Raw genomic sequence first — 19,391 nt, forward strand, 5'->3', positions numbered from 1 at the left:
CAGATATGGATCGCAACACCGTAATTTCCACCGCGGAGAGTGTGCTTACGCGGCGCTACGGAGGTGCCCAAAAGCTCACCGACGTGACCGAGTTGTCTGGCTCAGGTGTGGCCGGGGTATACCGTGCGAAGGTAACTGCCAACCCGTTCCTGCAGCACAGGACTGTGGTGGTGAAGCATTCGCCCGAGACGGGTAACCTGCTCGACGATGCTGCGTTTTTGCGTGAGGTTGTGGCGTATCAGTTCACAACCTCGCTAAGTAGTGAGGTTCGTCCTGGCCCGGTGTTGTTGGGGTATGACGTGGATGCCCGGATGATCATTCTTTCGGACGTTGGCGATGCTGACACGTTGGCAACCATGTTGGAGCGTGCCGATGACATCCAACACGTGCAGATTCTGCGCAACTTGGGCACGGCCCTGGGCAAGATGCACGCCGGCACGGCAGACAAAGAAACGCAGTTCAACGCGTTGTTTGCAAGGATGACGCGATCGCGCATCGGTGCGGAGAAGGTCCAGCAGCTGCGTGATCGGTTGCTGTCTCACCGCATTCGTTTGGGCTTGGCCATTCTTGAGCAGGCTGGCTTCGAGATACCAAATGAAGTAAAGGTGACCGCGTCCAACCTGCAGACTCGCTTGCTGCGAGGCGGTGTGCGTGCGTTTACGCCGTTTGATCTGAGCCCGGACAACGTCATGTACACGGATTCAGGTACGCAGTTTTTGGATTATGAGTGGGCCGGCTTCCGCGACGCTATTTTTGACGTTGCGTTTGTTGTTGCCGGATTCCCGCTGTACATTTCACCGCGCACCTACCATGAGGATGCAATCAGTGCGTTTATTGAGGCCTGGCTGCGAGAAGTTCGTGCCACCTGGCCGCTGCTGAACCACGAGGACACCCTTCAGGCGCGTATCACTGCGGGCATGATCGGGTGGGCACTGTCCAGCCTGACTATGCTCAACCCGGTTGCGCTTGCAGAGGTTGTGGCTTCGGATGAGGACTTGGCTGCAGAGTTCGCGGCCGCAGGCGTGGACGTGAACGAGGAGATTACGGAATCCGCGCTCGGATTCGCGGATGCTGGCATTCCCAGCGGCGACATGCTGCGTCCTGCAAGCGATGGGCCGTTCACTCACGAAGAGCTCATTGTTCGTGAGGATTTGCGGGAGACATTCAACGCCCTTTCTGCCTACGCGGGTACTGGCCGCGACACTGCCTACCTGGTTATTTCCCAGTTTGCCCGTGACGTTGCGCTGCGATTGAAGTAGAGACTGAAGTAGAGACTGAAGTAGGTTGCACGGTGGCGCAGGAGGGTTTGTTTGGGGATGGGGAGGTCGGCGGGGCGTCGATAAGCAATAGAGGCTCCAGCTTTTTTGAAGTTGGGCCGCACGCACCGCTGGCTGCGCGTATGCGCCCGCGCACGATCGATGAGATCGCCGGCCAGCGCCATCTGCTGGGTGAAGGCAAACCGCTGCGCCGTCTGATCGAAGGCTCGGGGGCGGCCAGTGTAATTCTGTACGGGCCACCGGGGACGGGTAAAACCACGATTGCGTCGCTGATTGCGGCGACGATGGGGCAGAACTTCATTGGCCTGTCCGCGCTGACCTCGGGGGTGAAGGAGGTGCGCACGGTGATTGATACCGCGCGGCGTGACCTCACCCGTGGTGAGAAGACGGTGCTTTTCATCGATGAGGTGCATCGGTTTTCCAAAACCCAGCAGGATGCGCTACTTGCGGCGGTGGAGAACCGTACGGTGCTTCTCGTTGCGGCGACGACGGAGAACCCCTCATTTAGCGTGGTTGCCCCGCTGCTTTCGCGCTCGTTGCTGCTGAAACTTGAGCCACTGAGCGATGAGGATATCCGTGAGGTGCTTACTCGCGCTGTGGCTGATGAGCGGGGGCTTGCTAAGAGCATTTCGCTTGATAGCGCCGCGTTGAACCAGCTCACCCTCCTCGCCTCAGGCGACGCACGACGTGCCCTGACCTACCTTGAGGCGGCTGCGGAAGCGGTGCCAGAGGGTGGGGAAGTGACGGAAGAAGTGATCCGCAACAACGTCAACCGTGCAGTGGTACGTTATGACCGCGATGGGGATCAGCACTACGACATCACCAGCGCTTTCATTAAGTCGATTCGCGGCTCGGATGTGGATGCGGCGCTGCACTATTTGGCGCGCATGATTGAGGCCGGTGAGGACCCGCGCTTTATTGCGCGGCGTTTGGTCATTCATGCTTCAGAAGACATTGGCATGGCGGATCCCACAGCCCTGCAGACTGCGAGTGCTGCGGCCCAGGCTGTGCAGTTCATCGGCATGCCGGAGGCGCGTCTGACCCTCGCACAGGCGACGATCCACCTAGCAACTGCGCCGAAATCCAACTCCGTCATCGAAGCGATCTCTGCGGCACAAGCTGATGTGCGCGCGGGCAACGTGGGGCCTGTGCCGCCGCATTTGCGTGACGGTCACTACGAGGGTGCAAAGGCGCTTGGCCACGCCGTGGGCTACAAGTATCCGCACGATGACCCGCGCGGTGTAGTGGAGCAGCAGTACATCCCGGAAGGGTTGGAAGATGCGGTGTACTACCAGCCGACAAACCACGGTGCGGAGAAAAGGATCAGTGAATACCTTGGGCGGCTTCGCAGGATGGTGCGGGGTCGCGGGTAGAGTATTGCCGGACTAAATTTTGCTATGAGATTTTCTCGTTGAAAGGACAGGCACGTCGTGCAGACTCATGAGATTCGCGAGCGGTTTACCAACCACTTCGTGAGGAGCGGACACACTGAGGTGCCCAGCGCCTCACTCATTCTTGATGATCCGACGTTGCTCTTCGTCAACGCCGGCATGGTGCCGTTCAAGCCGTACTTCCTAGGCCAGCAGACACCGCCATTTGAAAACGGCACTGCGACCTCGATTCAGAAGTGCGTGCGTACCCTTGACATCGAAGAAGTGGGTATTACTACCCGCCACAACACGTTCTTCCAGATGGCGGGCAACTTCTCCTTTGGCCAGTACTTCAAGGAAGGTGCCATCACGCATGCGTGGTCGCTGCTGACTGGCGCTGTGGAAGACGGTGGGCTGGGTCTTGACTCGGAGCGTCTGTGGGTAACGGTGTTTACCGAGGACGATGAGGCGGCGCAGATTTGGCAGAACGTTATCGGCGTGCCGTCGCAGCGCATTCAGCGCATGGGCATGGAAGACAACTTCTGGTCCATGGGTGTGCCTGGCCCGTGCGGACCCTGCTCTGAGATCTACTACGACCGCGGCCCGGAATACGGCAAAGAGGGCGGCCCGATTGCGGACGATAACCGTTACATGGAGATCTGGAACTTGGTCTTCATGGAGTCCATCCGCGGCGCTGGTGATAAGAAGGGCGGCTTTGAGATTCTCGGCGAGCTGCCGAATAAAAACATCGATACCGGCCTGGGTATTGAGCGTGTTGCCTGCATCCTGCAGGGCGTGGACAATGTCTACGAGACCGACCTGCTGCGCCCTGTGATTGACATGGCCGAGCAGCTCACCGGCACGAAGTATGACGCTGGCACTCCAGCGGATGACGTTCGCTTCCGTGTGATCGCAGACCACTCGCGTACGTCCATGATGATCATCCTGGATGGTGTTACCCCGTCCAATGAGGGCCGCGGCTACATCTTGCGCCGTCTGCTGCGTCGCATCATCCGCTCCGCACGCCTGTTGGGTGCAACCGGTGCAGTGATGCAGCCGCTGATGGAGACGATCATGGATACGATGACGCCGTCGTATCCGGAGATTGCAGATAACCGCGACCGTATTCTGCGTGTGGCTATGGCTGAGGAGCGCGCGTTTTCCAAGACGCTGGAATCCGGCACCCACCGCTTTGATGAAACTGCCGCCGCACTGAAGTCTGCCGGTAACACCCAGATCTCCGGCGAGCAGGCGTTTGAGCTGCACGACACCTACGGTTTCCCGATTGACCTGACACTGGAGATGGCACGTGAGGCTGGGTTGGACGTGGATATGGACGCATTCCACGCCTCAATGGAGCAGCAGCGCGCTCGTGCCAAGGCTGACAACAAGGCCAAGAAGATGGGCAACCGTGATGACTCGCTCTACCGCGAGTGGGTGGACGCTAACCCGACGCAGTTCGTGGGCTTTGAGGAGCTCACCCACAGCGCCAATGTGATCGGCCTTGTCCGTGACGGTGAGAAGGTCGGCGAGGTCACCGCAGGCGATGAGGTTGAGGTGATCCTGGATGTCACCCCGATGTACGCCGAGGCCGGTGGCCAGATGGCTGACCGTGGTCGCATCGTTGTGGGCGATACCGTGCTCAACGTCAATGACGTGCAAAAGATTGGTAAGAAACTCTGGGTTCACAAGGCAACCGTGCAAAACGGAGGCCTGGACCTTGGCCAGGCGGTCACTGCTGAGGTGGATGAGGCGTGGCGCCACGGTGCCCGCCAGGCACACACCGCAACGCACCTGATCCACGCAGCGCTTCGTGAGGTGCTAGGCCCAACCGCAGTCCAGGCAGGTTCCTTGAATAAGCCGGGTTACCTGCGCTTTGACTTCAACTACACCGAGCAGCTGTCCGATGCGCAGCTGCAAGAGATTGCCACCATTACCAATCAGGCAGTGGACGCGGACTTTGCCGTCAACACCATTGAGACCAGCCTTGAGGAAGCCAAGGCTATGGGTGCAATGGCGCTCTTCGGTGAGAATTACGGCGATCAGGTGCGCGTGGTGGAGATCGGCGGCCCGTTCTCCATCGAACTGTGTGGTGGTACTCACGTCAGCCACTCTTCCCAGATCGGTCCGGTTGCCGTGCTGGGGGAGTCTTCGGTTGGCTCCGGCGCGCGCCGCATTGAGGCCTACTCTGGCCTGGAATCTTTCCGTTACTTCTCCAAGGAAGCAGCGTTGGCATCCGGCCTGGCTGCGGAATTGAAGACCCCGACAGATCAGTTGCCCGAGCGCATTGCTCAGCTGACTGAGCGTTTGCGTGCGGCGGAAAAGGAAGTGGAGAACCTCCACCGGCAGCAGCTTCTTTCCAATACCGGTGCCATTGTTGCTGGCGCGCAGGAGCTGTCTAACGGCCGCAAGCTGGCAGCCGTGCACCTGCCGGAAGGCATTAACACTGGTGACCTGCGCACGATGGCTAGCGACATCCGGGGTAAGTTCGGCGCTGCCGACGCTGTGGTGGTGCTCGCTTCCAAGGCTGGCGCTAAGGCTTCATTCGCCATCGCCGCTACTGAGGCAGCTGTGGACGCTGGCATCAAGGCTGGCGAACTGGTTGCAGCCTTTGGCTCCCACGTGGGAGGCAAGGGCGGTGGCAAGCCGGATCTAGCCCAGGGCTCTGGTAACAATCCGGAGGGTATCGATGCTGGTTTGGCAGCGTTGCGCGAGCAGTTGGACGCCTAAGATAACGAATTGATTACGTGACACGCCGAGCGCTGGGTGCGCTTCGGCGTGTTTTCGCATTAGCGTCGGTAATGCACCAGCAGTGCTTGGAAAAAGTTTTGCGAGAATAAGCACTGCTGGATAGCGCTATGTAAAGACAGTTGAAGGATCATTGCGATGAAGGTAGAGCCAGACACACCTGGTGTGGATGACCCGGGCCCCGGCCGCCGTTTAGGGGTGGATGTAGGCACGGTGCGCATTGGGGTGGCTGTCTCTGACCGTGACGCGCGTATGGCCACGCCACTAGAAACTGTTTCCCGTGTCACTGGCTTCAAAGACCGCGACGGTGAAGATATTGACCGTCTTGTTCAGCTGGCAAACGAGTATGAAGCAGTAGAGGTGGTAGTTGGGCTGCCGCGAGACTTGCAGGGCAACGGCAGCAACAGCGTCAAACACGCCAAAGAGATCGCTTTCCGCATCCGCCGACGCACAGGCCTGCCGGTGCGAATGGCGGATGAGCGGCTCACTACCGTCGTCGCAGCGTCCGCAATGCGCGCTGCTGGCACTTCTGAGAAGCAAGGTCGCAAGTTTATTGACCAAGCTGCCGCCGTGGAGATCCTCCAATCTTGGCTAGATGGGCGCAACAACAACCTGAAGGAGAACGAATCGTGACCACCCGACGAAGCGCACAGCGCAAGACGCGCAGCATCGCCGTGCTTATCGCCTCGATCCTGCTCATCATCGGGCTGATCGCCGTGATCGCAGTGTCACGCGGAAGCGGTTCCAGGGACTTTAGCGGGGAGGGCAATGGCGTGGAAGAGATCGTGGAGATCCCCGAGGGATCTACTATCTCTGCGCTTGGGCCAGAGCTGGAGGAGCGCGGCATTGTAGCCTCCAACAGTGCATTTCAAGCTGCTGCGGCGAACAACCGCGACGCGGACAACATCCACCCAGGTTTCTATCGCTTGCAGGGCGAGATGAGCGCCAAAGCTGCCGTAGCGGCGCTGGTGAATGAAGCCAACAAGATTACCCCGCTGAAGGTGTACGGCGGTGCAACGCTGATGGACATCAACGTCCTTGGTGGGCAGACTCGTTTCGGTATTTTGTCCATGATCCAGGACGTCACTTGCGGTGGTATGAACATAAGCGACTGCGTGGACATTGAGCAGCTGAATAAGGCTGCGGCGGACGCGGATCCTGCCGCGCTTGGCGTGCCGGAGTGGGCACGTGAGCAGGTGGCCCAGCGCGCAGGTGATGCGAAGCGCCTCGAAGGACTTATTGCGCCGGGCGAATACATCATTGACCCGGGTGCAAGCGCGGAAGAGATTCTGACTGAGCTGATTACTCGCTCCGCAAAGGCATACGAGTCAACGGGGATCAAGGACCGCGCTGCGGCAGTTGGCATGTCGCCATATGAGCTGCTGATCGCGGCTTCTCTGGTGGAGCGCGAGGCGCCAGCTGGTGAGTTTGACAAGGTGGCACGCGTGATCTTGAACCGTCTGGATGCGCCGATGCGTCTTGAGTTTGATTCCACTGTGAACTACGGCCTGCCGTCTGTAGAGGTGGCGACCACGGATGAGGACCGCGCTCGTGTGACCCCGTGGAATACCTACGCCAAGGATGGCCTGCCGGAGACGCCGATTGCGTCGCCGTCGATCGAGGCTATTGAAGCGATGGAGAACCCGGCGGAGGGCAACTGGTTGTTCTTTGTCACCGTGGATAAGGACGGGACGACTGTGTTTAACGACACCTTCGAGCAGCACATGGCCGACACGGTTCGCGCTATTGAAAGTGGCGTGCTGGATTCGCAGCGCTAGGTGTGAAGGCGATGAGTATGTTGCGCGCAGCCGTACTTGGCTTTCCTATTGAGCACTCGCTTTCGCCGGTACTGCACTCGGCGGGGTTTAAGGCTGCCGGTTTAGACAATTGGGAGTACACCCGTTTTGAGTGCAAGGCAGAGGACCTGCCACGCATTGTCGGTGGTGTCGATGAGAGTTTCCGCGGTTTCTCGGTGACCATGCCTGCGAAGTTTGCGGCGCTTGAGTTTGCGGATGAGGTGACTGACCGGGCACGTGAGATCGGTTCGGCAAACACGCTTGTGCGTATCGGTGAGCAGTCTTGGCGTGCGGATAACACGGACTGTGAAGGCCTGCTGATCGCTTTGGAAGAGTTGATGCGTGGTACGCCGATTCGCACTGCTGTGGTGGTGGGGGCAGGTGGTACGGCTCGTCCTGCTGTATGGGCGCTACGCCATCTCGGTGCTTCGCAGGTGACTATCTTGAACCGCTCTGACCGCGCAGATGAGTTTGCCGAGTTGACCGCAGGGATGCACGCCGCGTTTGTTCCTTTTGAGGGTGCTGATATAGAGCAGATCACTATGGCGGCGGATGTGGTGGTCTCCACGGTGCCGTCGGCAGGCATCGAGCCCTATGTGCCGGCATTAGCTCACGCCCCGGTGTTGGACGTGATCTATGACCCTTGGCCGACACCCCTTGCGGTCTGCGCCGCTTCCAATGGGTATCACGCCGTGGGCGGGCTTTCCATGCTGGCCGGGCAGTCCTACTCCCAGTTTGAGCAGTTCACCGGGGTTGAGGCTCCGCGTGAGAAAATGCGCAACGCGCTGTTCGCACACATTCAGCGCTGATAGAATCCCCGGCATGGGGATCGGGGTATTTGTTTTATGGTCGCTGGGGCTTTTGCTTATCGACGTCTGGCGTAACACCCTTCCCAACATCCTGACCCTTCCAGCTGCGGCGGTGGCAGTGGGTGCGTGTATTGTGCACCCGCAGTGGGCATGGGGGCTGGTGTGGGGGTTGGGGTATCTGGCGTTTGGGCGTGGCATTGGCGGGGGTGACATCAAACTTGCAGTTCCACTCGGGGTGGCGGTGGCCGCGATGGGTGGTTTCAGCGGGGTTATTGCCGCCATTGCGTTATCGTCGCTGCTTACGGTATGCATTGCGTTTCTTTTGCGGCGTGAAGCGGTGCCGCATGGGCCGTCGATGATTATCTCAACATGGTGTCTTGCAGCAGTCTGTGCGTTTTCGTAGTGCAGATGTGAGACAATGCTGCAATGCTTCGTTGGACTACCGCTGGGGAATCTCATGGACAGGCGCTTGTAGCGCTTATTGAAAACTTGCCGGCTGGGGTGCCGGTGACCAAGGAGGAGATTGGCCATCAGTTAGCCCGCCGCCGTCTCGGCTACGGACGTGGTGCGCGTATGAAATTTGAGGCCGATGAGCTCACCTTGCTCACTGGCGTCGTGCATGGGCGCACGATTGGCAGTCCGATTGCCATCCAGATTGGCAACACCGAGTGGCCGAAGTGGACCACCATTATGAGCGCTGAGCCGGTGGATGAGTCGGATCCGGAAGTTGCGAAGGCACTGGCTTCTGGCCGCGGCGCGAAACTGACGCGCCCGCGCCCGGGTCACGCTGACTTCGCTGGCATGGTGAAGTACGGCTTTGACTCTGCACGCCCGGTACTGGAACGCTCTTCAGCACGTGAGACGGCAGCGCGCGTTGCCGCTGGTGCTGTCGCGCGTAGCTTCCTGCGTGAAACGCTGGGGGTCGAGGTGTTCTCGCACGTAGTCTCTATCGGTGAATCCGCGGCGTATGAGGGGCAGTCTCCCGCGTTTGCGGACATTGAGGCCATTGATGCTTCTCCGGTTCGGGCCTTTACCAAGGACGCGGAGGCTGACATGGTCGCCTGCATTGAGGCGGCGAAGAAGGCTGGCGACACCCTCGGCGGCATTGTTGAGGTGATTGTGGATGGCCTGCCTATCGGTCTTGGCTCCCACATCTCCGGTGAACACCGTTTGGATGCGCAGCTGGCTGGCGCGCTGATGGGCATCCAGAGTGTGAAGGGTGTGGAGATTGGTGATGGCTTTGAGGAAGCTCGCCGTCGCGGCTCCGCAGCGCACGATGAAATGGTTCGTGAGGACGGTCAGTTGCGTCGCCTGTCCAACCGTGCCGGTGGCCTGGAAGGTGGCATGACCAACGGCGAGCAGCTGCGCGTCCGCGCAGCCATGAAACCGATCTCCACGGTGCCGCGTGCACTGAAAACTGTAGACATGTCTTCTGGTGATGCCGCAACGGGTATTCACCAGCGTTCTGACGTGTGTGCAGTGCCAGCAGGCGGTGTCGTAGCTGAAGCTATGGTCGCCTTGGTGCTTGCACGCGCTGTTACCGAGAAGTTTGGGGGAGACAGCCTCGAAGAGGTCAAACGCAATATCGGCTCTTACAAGGAGTACGTGTCTCAGCGCCTTGCATTCGGTGACGTTAAAGAGGGAGAGAACTAGATGTCTGACGCCACGCTCGCGTCGCCGGAGTCGGCGCACGTTGTGAATTCTTCTCCGCGCGTTGTCCTGGTCGGTCCGCCGGGGGCAGGTAAAACCACGATTGGTCGTAGGTTGGGCAGTGCTCTGAATTTGCCAGTGGTGGATTCGGATACGTTGATTGAGCAGGGTGAAGGCAAGTCCTGCGGTGAGATATTCAGCGAGTTGGGAGAAACAGCGTTCCGCGAGGTTGAAGCAGGCTACGTTGCTCGTGCGTTGGCTACGGGCGGCGTGGTCAGCCTTGGCGGTGGAGCGGTGCTGACTGAGTCCACCCGCACCCTGTTGCAGAACCACACGGTGGTGTGGATTGATGTCACCGTAGAGGAGGGGATCCGCCGTACCGCAGAGGACACATCGCGGCCAGTGCTACAGGCGGATGATCCTCATGAGCACTACCGCAACCTGCTAGTTACGCGTGAACCGTTCTATCGTGAGGTAGCGGATCACCGTGTACGGACGGATTCGCGGCCGCCGCAGCGGGTGGTGGCTGAGGTCTTGAGCTTTATCGATACTGAATAGATACAACAAGTACACAAGAGGTTGGGGTTAACGCGATGCCAATGATCCAGGTCACGGGACAAAGCCCGTACAACATCCACATCGGCTATGACATCACCGGCGAGGTTGCCGGAAGAGTGAAAGACATTGGCGCGCGCAAAGTGGCCATTATCCACCAACAGCCGCTCAGCGCGGTTGCTCGCGGTGTAGCCCACGACATTGAGGCGCTTGGCATCGAGGCTGTACTAGCCCCTGTACCCGACGCTGAAGATGCGAAGACGCTCACAGTTGCCGGCGAACTGTGGAACATGCTCGGTTCCCGTGGCTTTTCGCGCCAGGACGCGGTCATCGGTCTTGGCGGCGGCGCGGTGACTGACCTGGCTGGGTTTGTTGCCTCCGCGTGGATGCGTGGCATCAAGGTCATCCAGGTTCCTACCACGCTGCTTGCCATGGTTGACGCAGCAGTCGGTGGCAAGACTGGTATCAACACAGAGGCAGGCAAGAACCTTGTTGGCGCATTCCACGAGCCGGATTCGGTCATCATTGACCTTGAGCGCATGCACACCTTGCCGGAAGAGGAGATCATCTCGGGTTCTGCTGAGCTGATCAAGACTGGCTTTATTGCAGACCCGAAGATTCTTGAGCTTTATCGCGACGGTGCCGACGCGCACTGGGAGGAACTGGTAACCCGTTCCGTGGCGGTTAAAGCCAACGTGGTCAGCCAGGACCTGAAGGAGTCGGGCCTGCGTGAAATCCTCAACTATGGCCACACGCTGGGACACGCGGTTGAGCTGCGAGAAGACTACACGTGGCGCCATGGCAACGCGGTTGCCGTGGGCATGATGTTTGCGGCCAAGCTCGCGCAAAACAGGGGATTGATTGATGAGGCGCTGTTTGCCCTCCACCACGAGATTCTCTCCGCAGTAGGTCTGCCCACCACGTATGACCCTGATGCGTTTGGTGAGTTGTACGAGGCCATGGGCCGTGACAAGAAGAACCGTGACGGACGCATTCGCTTCGTAGTGCTCAACGGCTTGGGCTCGTGCACCAGGCTTGAAGACGCCACGATGGAGGAAATGCGCGCGGCCTACGAGGCAATTACCGCTACAGCGGTAGAGGTAGAGGTAGAGGAGGCATAAACCAATGGCAGACTCGTTGAAGATTGTTGTCCTCAATGGCCCTAACTTGAATCGATTGGGCAAGCGGCAGCCGGAGGTCTACGGAAGGGTGGGACTCGTGGACGTCGAAAAGCAACTAAAAGTTCGTGCTGCCGAACTTGGAGCAGAGATTGACTTTAAGCAGACCAACCACGAAGGCGAGATGATTGAATGGGTCCATCAGGCGGCTGACGATCGGGCGCCGGTGATTATCAACCCAGGAGGCTGGACGCACACGTCAGTGGCATTGCGCGACGCGCTGGCTGAGGTGGCTGACGGTGCAGGGTTCATCGAGGTGCATATCTCCAATGTCCACGCGCGTGAGGCGTTTCGGAACCACTCGTATCTTTCCCCGATTGCTATCGGCGTGATTGCAGGCCTCGGTGTGCACGGCTACACCCTGGCACTGGAACACTTGGTGGCACGGGCAAATAAGGAGGCATAACCATGGGAATGGCAGATACTCGCTTTGAAAAGCGTCGGCGGAAGCTGGCGTCTGAACTTGCGGCCAAGCGGGTGGATGACATGCTGGTCACCCACATCACGCACGTGCGTTACCTTTCCGGGTTCACCGGTTCTAACGCTGCATTGTTGGTTTCCAAAGACCGCAGCGCGGCCATTGCTACGGACGGCCGATACACCACCCAGATTGCCAGCGAAGTGCCCGATATTGAGGCAACGATTACCCGTCAGCTGGCCAAGGAGCTATTGGCCCCGGTAGTGCCGGGCCACCGAGTGGGCTTTGAGGCTGATTACGTCAGTGTGGCGCAGCTGGAGCGCATGAAGGCTGCTTGCCCTGAGGGCGTTGAGTTGGTGCCGGTAACGGGTGTGATTGAGCAGATCCGCTTGACCAAGGACAACTTGGAGCTGACCCGCCTAGCAGAGGCCGCGGAGCTTGCCACCCAGGCGCTGACCGAAATGGTGGAGGCCGGTGGGGTACGAGAAGGCCGCAGCGAGCGCGATATTGCTGCGGACTTGGAATTCCGCATGCGAATGCTCGGTGCTGAGCGCCCAAGCTTTGACACGATCGTGGCCTCGGGCCCGAATTCTGCGATGCCGCACCACTCCGCCGGTGACCGTGTGCTGGCCAAGGGTGACTTGGTCACCATTGACTTTGGTATGCACCGTTTGGGCTTTAACTCAGATATGACGCGTACCTTTGCCATTGGTGAGCCGAGTGCCACGCTGCGCGAGATCTATGAGGTCACGCTCGCTGCACAGCTTGCGGGTGTGAAGGCATCCACGCCGGGCACCGCGCTTGTTGATGTTGACGCTGCTTGCCGCGAGGTGATTACTAACGCTGGCTATGGCGACTATTTCGTGCACTCCACAGGCCACGGAGTGGGTCTTGATGTGCACGAGGCACCGTCCGCCGCAAAGACCGGCGAAGGCGTGCTGCGCGAAGACATGACGCTGACCATTGAGCCGGGCATTTACCTGCCGGGGGAGGGTGGTGTGCGTATTGAAGACACGTTGTTCATCACTTCTGGCGTGCCGCACATTATCACTAGTTACCCCAAGGAATTGATAGTGCTGTAGCATTGCGGTGTTTGATCGCAATGTCCCAAGGAGGCAAAACCCGTGGCAACTACTGCCGATTTTAAGAATGGCCTTGTGCTGAAGGTAGACGGCAAGCTGCAGCAGATCGTCGAGTTCCAGCACGTTAAGCCGGGTAAGGGCCCTGCATTCGTGCGCACCAAGCTCAAGGACGTCGTCTCTGGCAAGACCGTGGACAAGACCTGGAACGCTGGCGTGAAGGTTGACACCGCAACGGTTGACCGTCGTGACATGACCTACCTGTACAACGATGGCACCAGCTTCGTTGTTATGGATGACAAGACCTACGAGCAGTACGAACTGCCGACGGACGCGTTCGGTGACGCTGGTCGTTTCCTGCTGGAGAACATGCGCGTACAGGTGTCCTTCCACGAGGGTGAGGCGCTGTTTGGTGAGCTGCCGATCTCCGTTGACCTGAAGATTGAGCACACCGATCCGGGCCTCCAGGGCGATCGCTCCACTGGCGGCACGAAGCCGGCCACCCTGGAGACGGGCGCTGAGATCCAGGTGCCGCTGTTCCTAGAGACCGGCAACGTGGTGAAGGTTGACACCCGCACGGGCGAGTACCTCTCCCGCGTGAACAACTAATGCCTGATCACAAGCGCCACGGCGCGCGCTATCGTGCGCGTCGCCGTGCAGTAGACATTCTGTTTGAGGCGGAAACCCGCGATATCGACCCGGTGGCGATTGTTGAGGACCGGGTTGAACTGGCACGGAATCCCAACAACGCTGTAGCGCCGGTTGCGCAGTACACGCGCGACATCATCAGCGGTGCCGCTGAGCGTCTGGATGATCTTGATGATCAGATTGAGCGGTTCTTGGACCGCGATTGGGAACTCTACCGCCTGCCAGCGGTAGATCGCCAGATTCTGCGTGTAGCTACGTGGGAAATCCTGTTTAACGACGAGGTTGATGCCGCTATCGCCATCGCCAACGCGTTGGAGATGGCTACGGAGTACTCCGGCAACCAGGCTCCGCCGTACATTCATGCGATGCTGGATGGCATTGTGCAGGCCAACTCCCCGGACGCTCCGGGAGATGCGGCTGAAGACACTGACCAAAGCTAAGGAGAAGCAGTGGCAAAGCTCACCGTTGAGGAAGCAAAATCGCACCTAGTTGGGCCCAACTTTCAACTTGATGACGTTGATCCGGCTTCCACGCCCGGGCTATCAGACTCGGACGATGTGGATGAGGTTTTCAACGACCGAGACGATGAGCTAGATGAGCTGCAAGAGAAGCTCTACGCAAACGGCCGTGCCGGCAATGAGCGGGCCGGGTCAGTGCTTCTCGTGCTTCAGGGCATGGACACCGCGGGCAAGGGCGGCATTGTGCGCCATGTCATTGGCGCAACGATGGACATCCAGGGCGTGCACGTTAAGGCTTTTGGCCGCCCGACCGAAGAGGAAGCGGCACACGATTTCCTGTGGCGCTTTGAGCCGCACCTGCCCAAGCCAGGCCAGATAGCCGTGTTCGACCGCTCGCACTATGAAGATGTATTGGTACAGCGTGTGAAGCAGATGGCGCCGCCTGAGGAGATTGAGCGCCGTTACGGCGCCATCGTGGATTTTGAGGCGGAGCTTGCGGCCCGCGGCACGAAGATTATTAAGATCATGCCGCATATCTCCCGCGATTTTCAGGCTGAAAACCTGCGCAAGCGAATTGAAAACCCGAAGAAGCACTGGAAATACAACCCCGGTGACATCGAAGACCGCAAGTTGTGGTCACAGTTTATGGCGGCCTACCAGATCGCCATGACGCGTACTTCGACCGACGTTGCGCCGTGGTACTGCGTGCCGTCGGACAATAAGAAGTACTGCCGCGCAGTTGTCAAGACCTTGCTTGCAGACGCTCTTGGTTCCTTGGACCTTGAGTGGCCGGAGGCGGACTTCGATCCCGACATTGAACTCAAGCGCCTCGCAGAATCCTAGACACCGTGGACCTTACCTAGGACGGAAAACCAGGTGGGAGGCCAGGCTACTTGATCGGTAAAGAGTGATGCGGATGCCCGGTTTCTGCAATTGAACGGGCAGACTGGGTGGGTGAAAAAAATCTCTCAGCTGTACAAAGTAGCGGCAATGGCGGCCGCGTTGGGTTTGACTTTGGCGGGCTGCTCGTCCACTGGCGGTGCGCCGCTTAATGGTGACGCCAGTGGGGAGACCGCCGGTGGGGTAGACACCCCGCGATATGTTGTGGCGATGGTTACCCATGGTGCGCCGGGTGACACGTATTGGGATCTTGTACGTAAGGGGGCAGAAGACGCGGCGAAGAAAGACAATATTGAGCTGCGTTATTCCTCTGATCCACAGGCGCCCAACCAAGCAAACTTGGTGCGCTCCGCCGTGGACGCAAACGTGGACGGCATTGCCGTTACGTTGCCTAACGCTGAGGCAATCGGGCCAGCGGCTCAGAACGCTGTTGATGCGGGCATTCCTGTTGTCGGCTTAAACGCTGGCATGAACGAATACACCACGTACGGCATGACAGGCTTCTTTGGCCAGGACGAGACTGTTGCAGGTACCGCTGCGGGTGAGCGTCTTAAAGAGGAAGGTAAATCCAAGGTGCTCTGCGTTATTCATGAACAGGGCAATTCTTCCCAGGAGGCGCGCTGCAACGGTGTGAAAGAGGGCCTCGACGGGGAAGTGGAACTGCTCTACGTCAACGGACAAGACCTAACGTCGGTGCAGTCGACGATTAACTCCAAGCTTTCGCAGGACAAGTCCTTTGATACGGTGTTCGCGCTCCAGGCCCCAGTGGCAATGCGCGCAACGGAGGCCATCACCCAGTCCGGTTCTGAAGCGCAGGTGGTCACCTTTGATACCAACGCTGAGCTGGTCGACGCTATCGCAGACGGCCGGGTGGCGTGGGCTGTGGATCAACAGCCGTACCTGCAGGGCTATCTTGCAGTGGATTCGTTGTGGGTGGCTAAGCGCAACGGTGGCACCTTCGGCGGAGGCCAGCCGGTGTATACGGGTCCGAGCTTTGTTGATAAGGACAATGTGGAACAAATCGCTGAGGCTGCAAAGGCAGGTCTTCGATGACCACGGCTATTGAAGATGAGTCGACAGATTCAGGCTCTGATGATCGTCTCCGTAGCCACACTGGGTTTGCCAAACTGATTCGCCGGCCGGAGCTTGCCAGCCTGCTTGGCTTCCTCCTCATTTTGGGTCTGTTCCTCGCCGTCGCCCCAGCGTTTCGCTCCTTCGATGCGATGGCGACCATTTTGTACGCCAGCTCCACGCTGGGCATCGTTGCTCTGGCGGTGGGTTTGCTCATGATTGGTGGAGCGTTTGACCTGTCATCCGGTGTTGCGGTGACCACGGCGGCGTTGGCGGCATCGATGCTCAACTACAACCTGCACTTGAACTCCTGGGTGGGTGCGGGTCTCGCGCTCATCATTGCGCTGGCTATCGGTGCGTTGAACGGCGTCCTGGTCACCCGGACTGGTATCGATAGCTTCCTGATCACCCTGGCGGCGTTTCTGATGCTGCAGGGCTTAAACCTGGCAGTGACCAAGCTGGTGACCGGCCAGGTGGCCACCCCGTCGATTGCGAATATGGAGGGGTTTGCCTCTGCCCGCACCGTTTTCGCGGGAAGCTTCTACATCGGCAGCGTGCGTGTCAGCGTGACTGTTATCTGGTGGTTGCTCTTCGTGGCTATTGCATCTTTCGTGTTGTTCCGTACAAAGTTTGGCAACTGGATCACCGCCGTCGGCGGCGACGAGGAAGCTGCACGCGCTGTGGGTGTTCCTGTGCGCATGGTCAAGATTGTGCTGTTTATGACGGTTGGTTTCGCCGCCTGGTTCGTGGGCATGCACACGCTGTTTGCGTTCGATTCGATCCAGGCGGGCCAAGGTGTGGGCAATGAGTTCCTCTACATCATCGCCGCAGTGATCGGCGGTTGTGCAATGAAGGGCGGCCGTGGCACGGCGATTGGAACGATGATCGGTGCGCTGATCTTCGGCATGACCAATCAAGGCATCGTCTACGCCGGCTGGAATCCAGACTGGTTTAAGTTCTTCCTCGGCGCGATGCTGCTGTTCGCAGTGTTGACTAATACGTCATTCGCAAAGATTACGAAGGGGCGCTAAGCCATGGCCATCATTGAACTGCGCGACATCACCAAGTCCTATGGCACGTTTGACGCACTGCGCGGCGTAAACCTGCGTATTGAACAAGGCGAAGTCACCTGTGTGCTGGGTGACAATGGTGCCGGCAAGTCAACCTTGATCAAGATCCTTGCGGGTCTGCACGCACCAACCAGTGGGCAGCTGCTTATCGACGGCTCGCCGACCACGCTTTCTTCCCCCCGCGACGCCCTCACTGCCGGAATTGCCACTGTGTACCAAAACCTGGCGATTGTAGATGAGCTTAGCGTGTGGCGAAATTTCTTCCTGGGCCAAGAACTGACCGGGCCATTAGGAACGCTGAAGCAAAAAGAAATGCAGCGGATTTGCTCTGAGCAGCTGCTGGAAATGGGCATTGACATCCCTGACGTCAACGTTGAGGCCGGCAACCTTTCTGGCGGTCAGCGCCAGGTTGTGGCGATTGCCAGGGCTGTCTACTTCGGTGCCCGAGTGGTGGTGTTGGATGAACCAACCGCAGCCCTTGGCGTGAAGCAGTCGGGCGTGGTGCTGAAGTTCATCGCCGCTGCCCGCGACAGTGGCGTGGCCGTGGTGCTGGTAACCCATAACCCGCACCACGCCTTCCTCGTGGGGGATCACTTCACCATCTTGAAGTTGGGCCGCCAAGAGCTCGACGCCCCGCGTGAAGCAATCACGGTTGATGAACTCACACGTCAAATGTCGGGTGGAGAGGAACTTGAGGCGCTTCGTCATGAGCTGCGGATGGGTTAGTCCGAGCCTGTTAGTCCGAGCCAGGTGAAGCTTCCATGTCGTTGAGTTCTTCGAAGTGCGTGAGCATGATCTGATGACCGGTGGTGATGGCGTCAACGCCGCGTCGGAAAGCATGTTCAAGCTGCGCATCAGTGAGCCCTCCTGCAACACTAAGTTCATGCTCTGAGCGCACTACCAGGGTGTCAAAGTTGGTGACTACCAGCTGGCGGGCTAGTACGTAGGACGCATTTGCCTGATTCGCGGCCAAAAAGTAGTTGGCCTGGGCGCTTTGGGTGGGCTCATCCGTGGCAAAGTCGCTTCGGATCACCAGCACGGTTTCCAACAGCACGAAAAACAGCGGCATGCCGTTGACGTTGGCCTGAGCGGAACGGCCTGTAATCGCCTCCTCCAGCTCAATGCCGAAGTTTTCCGCGGTGGCAATAATCCGATCTAGCGTGACCTGGGTTGGGGTATTAGTGGTGCTCATTGTGGGTATCCGTCCAATCAACAAGGGTGGGCAGGGACTGCTCGATCTGGGCAAACGTTTCCAGCGTCATCTGGATGGTGCTGATGACAAAGATTTCCAACTGCTCACCAGTGAGTCCTTCCGCAGTATCGACTGTGCGGGTAGCGGAGGTAGCCAACATGCCGTCGGCGGTCTCAAGCATGCGCAGCGTCGGGGCGAAACGCGCCTGGTTGCGCTCATTGATGGTGTACAACAACTGCGGTGCCAGCTCAGGTGGAGCCATGCCGCGCCAGATGGATTCAAACACCAGGCTGTCATCACTGATAGCAAAGAAAATGGTGCAGTTTTCAAAACCTGACATGAGCTTGTCGTCGTCTACCTGGAAGTTGAGGTCACGGTCACGAAACACGTCGGCGACCGCCTCAAGTGTTACGGCGACTGGGGAAGTCGGGGGAGTCGGGGGAGTCGGGGGCGTCACAGCCATATTCTCCTTGGATATTTGGCTTGGGGGTACACATTCTCTGAGGCGATGGTAAACCACCAACCCACCACCGGTAGAGGATGCTACGCTTGGACGCGTCGTTGACACCACCTTTAAATTCCGCACTGTGAGGCGGGGAAGGAGGACCGATGAGCGACGAGAACCGCGCGACGGTTGAGCTGTTGACAGCCTCAGACGTCGGGCGCACGATCGCACGCATCGCGCACCAAATAATTGAGAAAACCGCGCTTGATGGCGAGGACGCACCAACAGTCATGCTGCTTGGGATTCCGTCCGGCGGAGTGCCACTTGCGCATCGTATTGCTGATGCCATCCAAGAGTTTGCTGGCGTAACCGTCCCCGTGGGCAGCCTAGATGTCACGCTGTACCGCGATGATTTGAGGGATAAGCCGCACAGGGCACTGCGGCCCACCAGCATTCCAGCCAACATTGATGGCACCACGGTCATCCTGGTGGATGACGTGCTGTATTCCGGCCGCACCATCCGCGCAGCGTTGGATTCGCTTCGAGATATTGGTCGGCCGAAGGTGATTCAGCTCGCGGTTTTGGTTGACCGTGGGCACCGTGAGCTGCCAATCCGCGCTGACTACGTTGGCAAGAACATCCCAACCGCAATGACGGAGGACGTGACTGTCACGCTCACGCCCATCGATGCCGTTGATGGCGTGACGCTGATAAGAGAGGGCTGAGG

At 58.8% G+C, this 19,391-nt stretch carries 21 protein-coding genes; 19 read left to right on the plus strand and 2 right to left on the minus strand.

The window, feature by feature from the left end; all coding sequences use genetic code 11:
• The first annotated feature begins 5 nt into the window (after positions 1-5).
• The 18 genes from HMPREF3101_RS01635 (at position 6) to HMPREF3101_RS01720 (ending at position 17,753) form a co-directional block, all read left to right on the plus strand.
• Positions 6-1,259: a protein kinase family protein gene (locus tag HMPREF3101_RS01635; RefSeq protein WP_070462179.1), complete on the plus strand. Its 1,254-nt coding sequence runs from the start codon at positions 6-8 to the stop codon at positions 1,257-1,259.
• 32 nt (positions 1,260-1,291) lie between these two features.
• Entirely contained in the window at positions 1,292-2,650 is a 1,359-nt protein-coding gene (locus HMPREF3101_RS01640) for a replication-associated recombination protein A (protein WP_070462180.1), read from the plus strand.
• A 57-nt stretch (positions 2,651-2,707) separates the two neighbouring features.
• Positions 2,708-5,377 (plus strand): alanine--tRNA ligase, encoded by a 2,670-nt coding sequence (alaS, locus tag HMPREF3101_RS01645; RefSeq protein ID WP_070462181.1) that lies wholly within the window; start codon positions 2,708-2,710, stop codon positions 5,375-5,377.
• Between the two features lie 156 nt (positions 5,378-5,533).
• Positions 5,534-6,028, plus strand: a complete 495-nt coding sequence (gene ruvX, locus HMPREF3101_RS01650; RefSeq protein WP_070462182.1) for a Holliday junction resolvase RuvX — start codon at positions 5,534-5,536, stop codon at positions 6,026-6,028.
• The gene (gene mltG / locus HMPREF3101_RS01655) at positions 6,025-7,173 is read left to right on the plus strand and encodes an endolytic transglycosylase MltG (RefSeq protein WP_070462183.1); all 1,149 of its coding nucleotides are present in this window, start codon (positions 6,025-6,027) and stop codon (positions 7,171-7,173) included. Before ruvX ends, mltG begins: the two co-directional genes overlap by 4 nt.
• A gap of 17 nt (positions 7,174-7,190) precedes the next feature.
• A complete protein-coding gene (locus HMPREF3101_RS01660) occupies positions 7,191-8,000 on the plus strand; it encodes a shikimate dehydrogenase (protein WP_210386150.1) in 810 nt (269 codons plus the stop codon).
• Positions 8,001-8,013: 13 nt separating this feature from the next.
• Entirely contained in the window at positions 8,014-8,403 is a 390-nt protein-coding gene (locus tag HMPREF3101_RS01665) for an A24 family peptidase (protein WP_070462185.1), read from the plus strand.
• Between the two features lie 23 nt (positions 8,404-8,426).
• Complete coding sequence (gene aroC / locus HMPREF3101_RS01670; protein WP_070462186.1) at positions 8,427-9,653, plus strand: chorismate synthase; 1,227 nt, start codon at positions 8,427-8,429, stop codon at positions 9,651-9,653.
• The gene (locus HMPREF3101_RS01675; protein WP_070462187.1) at positions 9,654-10,208 is read left to right on the plus strand and encodes a shikimate kinase; all 555 of its coding nucleotides are present in this window, start codon (positions 9,654-9,656) and stop codon (positions 10,206-10,208) included.
• Between the two features lie 35 nt (positions 10,209-10,243).
• Complete coding sequence (gene aroB, locus HMPREF3101_RS01680) at positions 10,244-11,326, plus strand: 3-dehydroquinate synthase (RefSeq protein ID WP_070462188.1); 1,083 nt, start codon at positions 10,244-10,246, stop codon at positions 11,324-11,326.
• Positions 11,327-11,342: 16 nt separating this feature from the next.
• Entirely contained in the window at positions 11,343-11,789 is a 447-nt protein-coding gene (gene aroQ, locus HMPREF3101_RS01685; RefSeq protein ID WP_070462349.1) for a type II 3-dehydroquinate dehydratase, read from the plus strand.
• A gap of 2 nt (positions 11,790-11,791) precedes the next feature.
• On the plus strand, positions 11,792-12,883 hold the full coding sequence (locus HMPREF3101_RS01690) for an aminopeptidase P family protein (protein WP_070462189.1): 1,092 nt from the start codon (positions 11,792-11,794) through the stop codon (positions 12,881-12,883).
• Between the two features lie 42 nt (positions 12,884-12,925).
• Entirely contained in the window at positions 12,926-13,489 is a 564-nt protein-coding gene (gene efp / locus HMPREF3101_RS01695) for an elongation factor P (RefSeq protein WP_052204104.1), read from the plus strand.
• Positions 13,489-13,968 (plus strand): transcription antitermination factor NusB, encoded by a 480-nt coding sequence (gene nusB / locus HMPREF3101_RS01700; RefSeq protein ID WP_070462190.1) that lies wholly within the window; start codon positions 13,489-13,491, stop codon positions 13,966-13,968. Before efp ends, nusB begins: the two co-directional genes overlap by 1 nt.
• 9 nt (positions 13,969-13,977) lie before the next feature.
• On the plus strand, positions 13,978-14,829 hold the full coding sequence (locus HMPREF3101_RS01705) for a PPK2 family polyphosphate kinase (protein ID WP_070462191.1): 852 nt from the start codon (positions 13,978-13,980) through the stop codon (positions 14,827-14,829).
• A gap of 111 nt (positions 14,830-14,940) precedes the next feature.
• Complete coding sequence (locus HMPREF3101_RS01710; RefSeq protein WP_070462350.1) at positions 14,941-15,939, plus strand: substrate-binding domain-containing protein; 999 nt, start codon at positions 14,941-14,943, stop codon at positions 15,937-15,939.
• Positions 15,936-16,988, plus strand: a complete 1,053-nt coding sequence (locus tag HMPREF3101_RS01715; protein WP_070462192.1) for an ABC transporter permease — start codon at positions 15,936-15,938, stop codon at positions 16,986-16,988. Before HMPREF3101_RS01710 ends, HMPREF3101_RS01715 begins: the two co-directional genes overlap by 4 nt.
• A gap of 3 nt (positions 16,989-16,991) precedes the next feature.
• On the plus strand, positions 16,992-17,753 hold the full coding sequence (locus HMPREF3101_RS01720; protein ID WP_070462193.1) for an ATP-binding cassette domain-containing protein: 762 nt from the start codon (positions 16,992-16,994) through the stop codon (positions 17,751-17,753).
• A 10-nt stretch (positions 17,754-17,763) separates the two neighbouring features.
• Here HMPREF3101_RS01720 and HMPREF3101_RS01725 read toward each other — a convergent pair whose 3' ends face one another.
• Entirely contained in the window at positions 17,764-18,219 is a 456-nt protein-coding gene (locus HMPREF3101_RS01725; protein WP_070462194.1) for a YbjN domain-containing protein, read from the minus strand.
• Positions 18,206-18,682, minus strand: a complete 477-nt coding sequence (locus HMPREF3101_RS01730; protein WP_070462195.1) for a YbjN domain-containing protein — start codon at positions 18,680-18,682, stop codon at positions 18,206-18,208. The genes HMPREF3101_RS01725 and HMPREF3101_RS01730 overlap by 14 nt, the downstream gene beginning before the upstream one ends.
• A 146-nt stretch (positions 18,683-18,828) precedes the next feature.
• Here HMPREF3101_RS01730 and pyrR point away from each other — a divergent pair, with 146 nt between their 5' ends.
• A complete protein-coding gene (gene pyrR / locus HMPREF3101_RS01735; RefSeq protein WP_070462196.1) occupies positions 18,829-19,389 on the plus strand; it encodes a bifunctional pyr operon transcriptional regulator/uracil phosphoribosyltransferase PyrR in 561 nt (186 codons plus the stop codon).
• Positions 19,390-19,391: the final 2 nt, after the last annotated feature.

Origin of the sequence: Corynebacterium sp. HMSC29G08 (genome assembly GCF_001806875.1) — a bacterium.
Lineage (GTDB): Bacteria > Actinomycetota > Actinomycetes > Mycobacteriales > Mycobacteriaceae > Corynebacterium.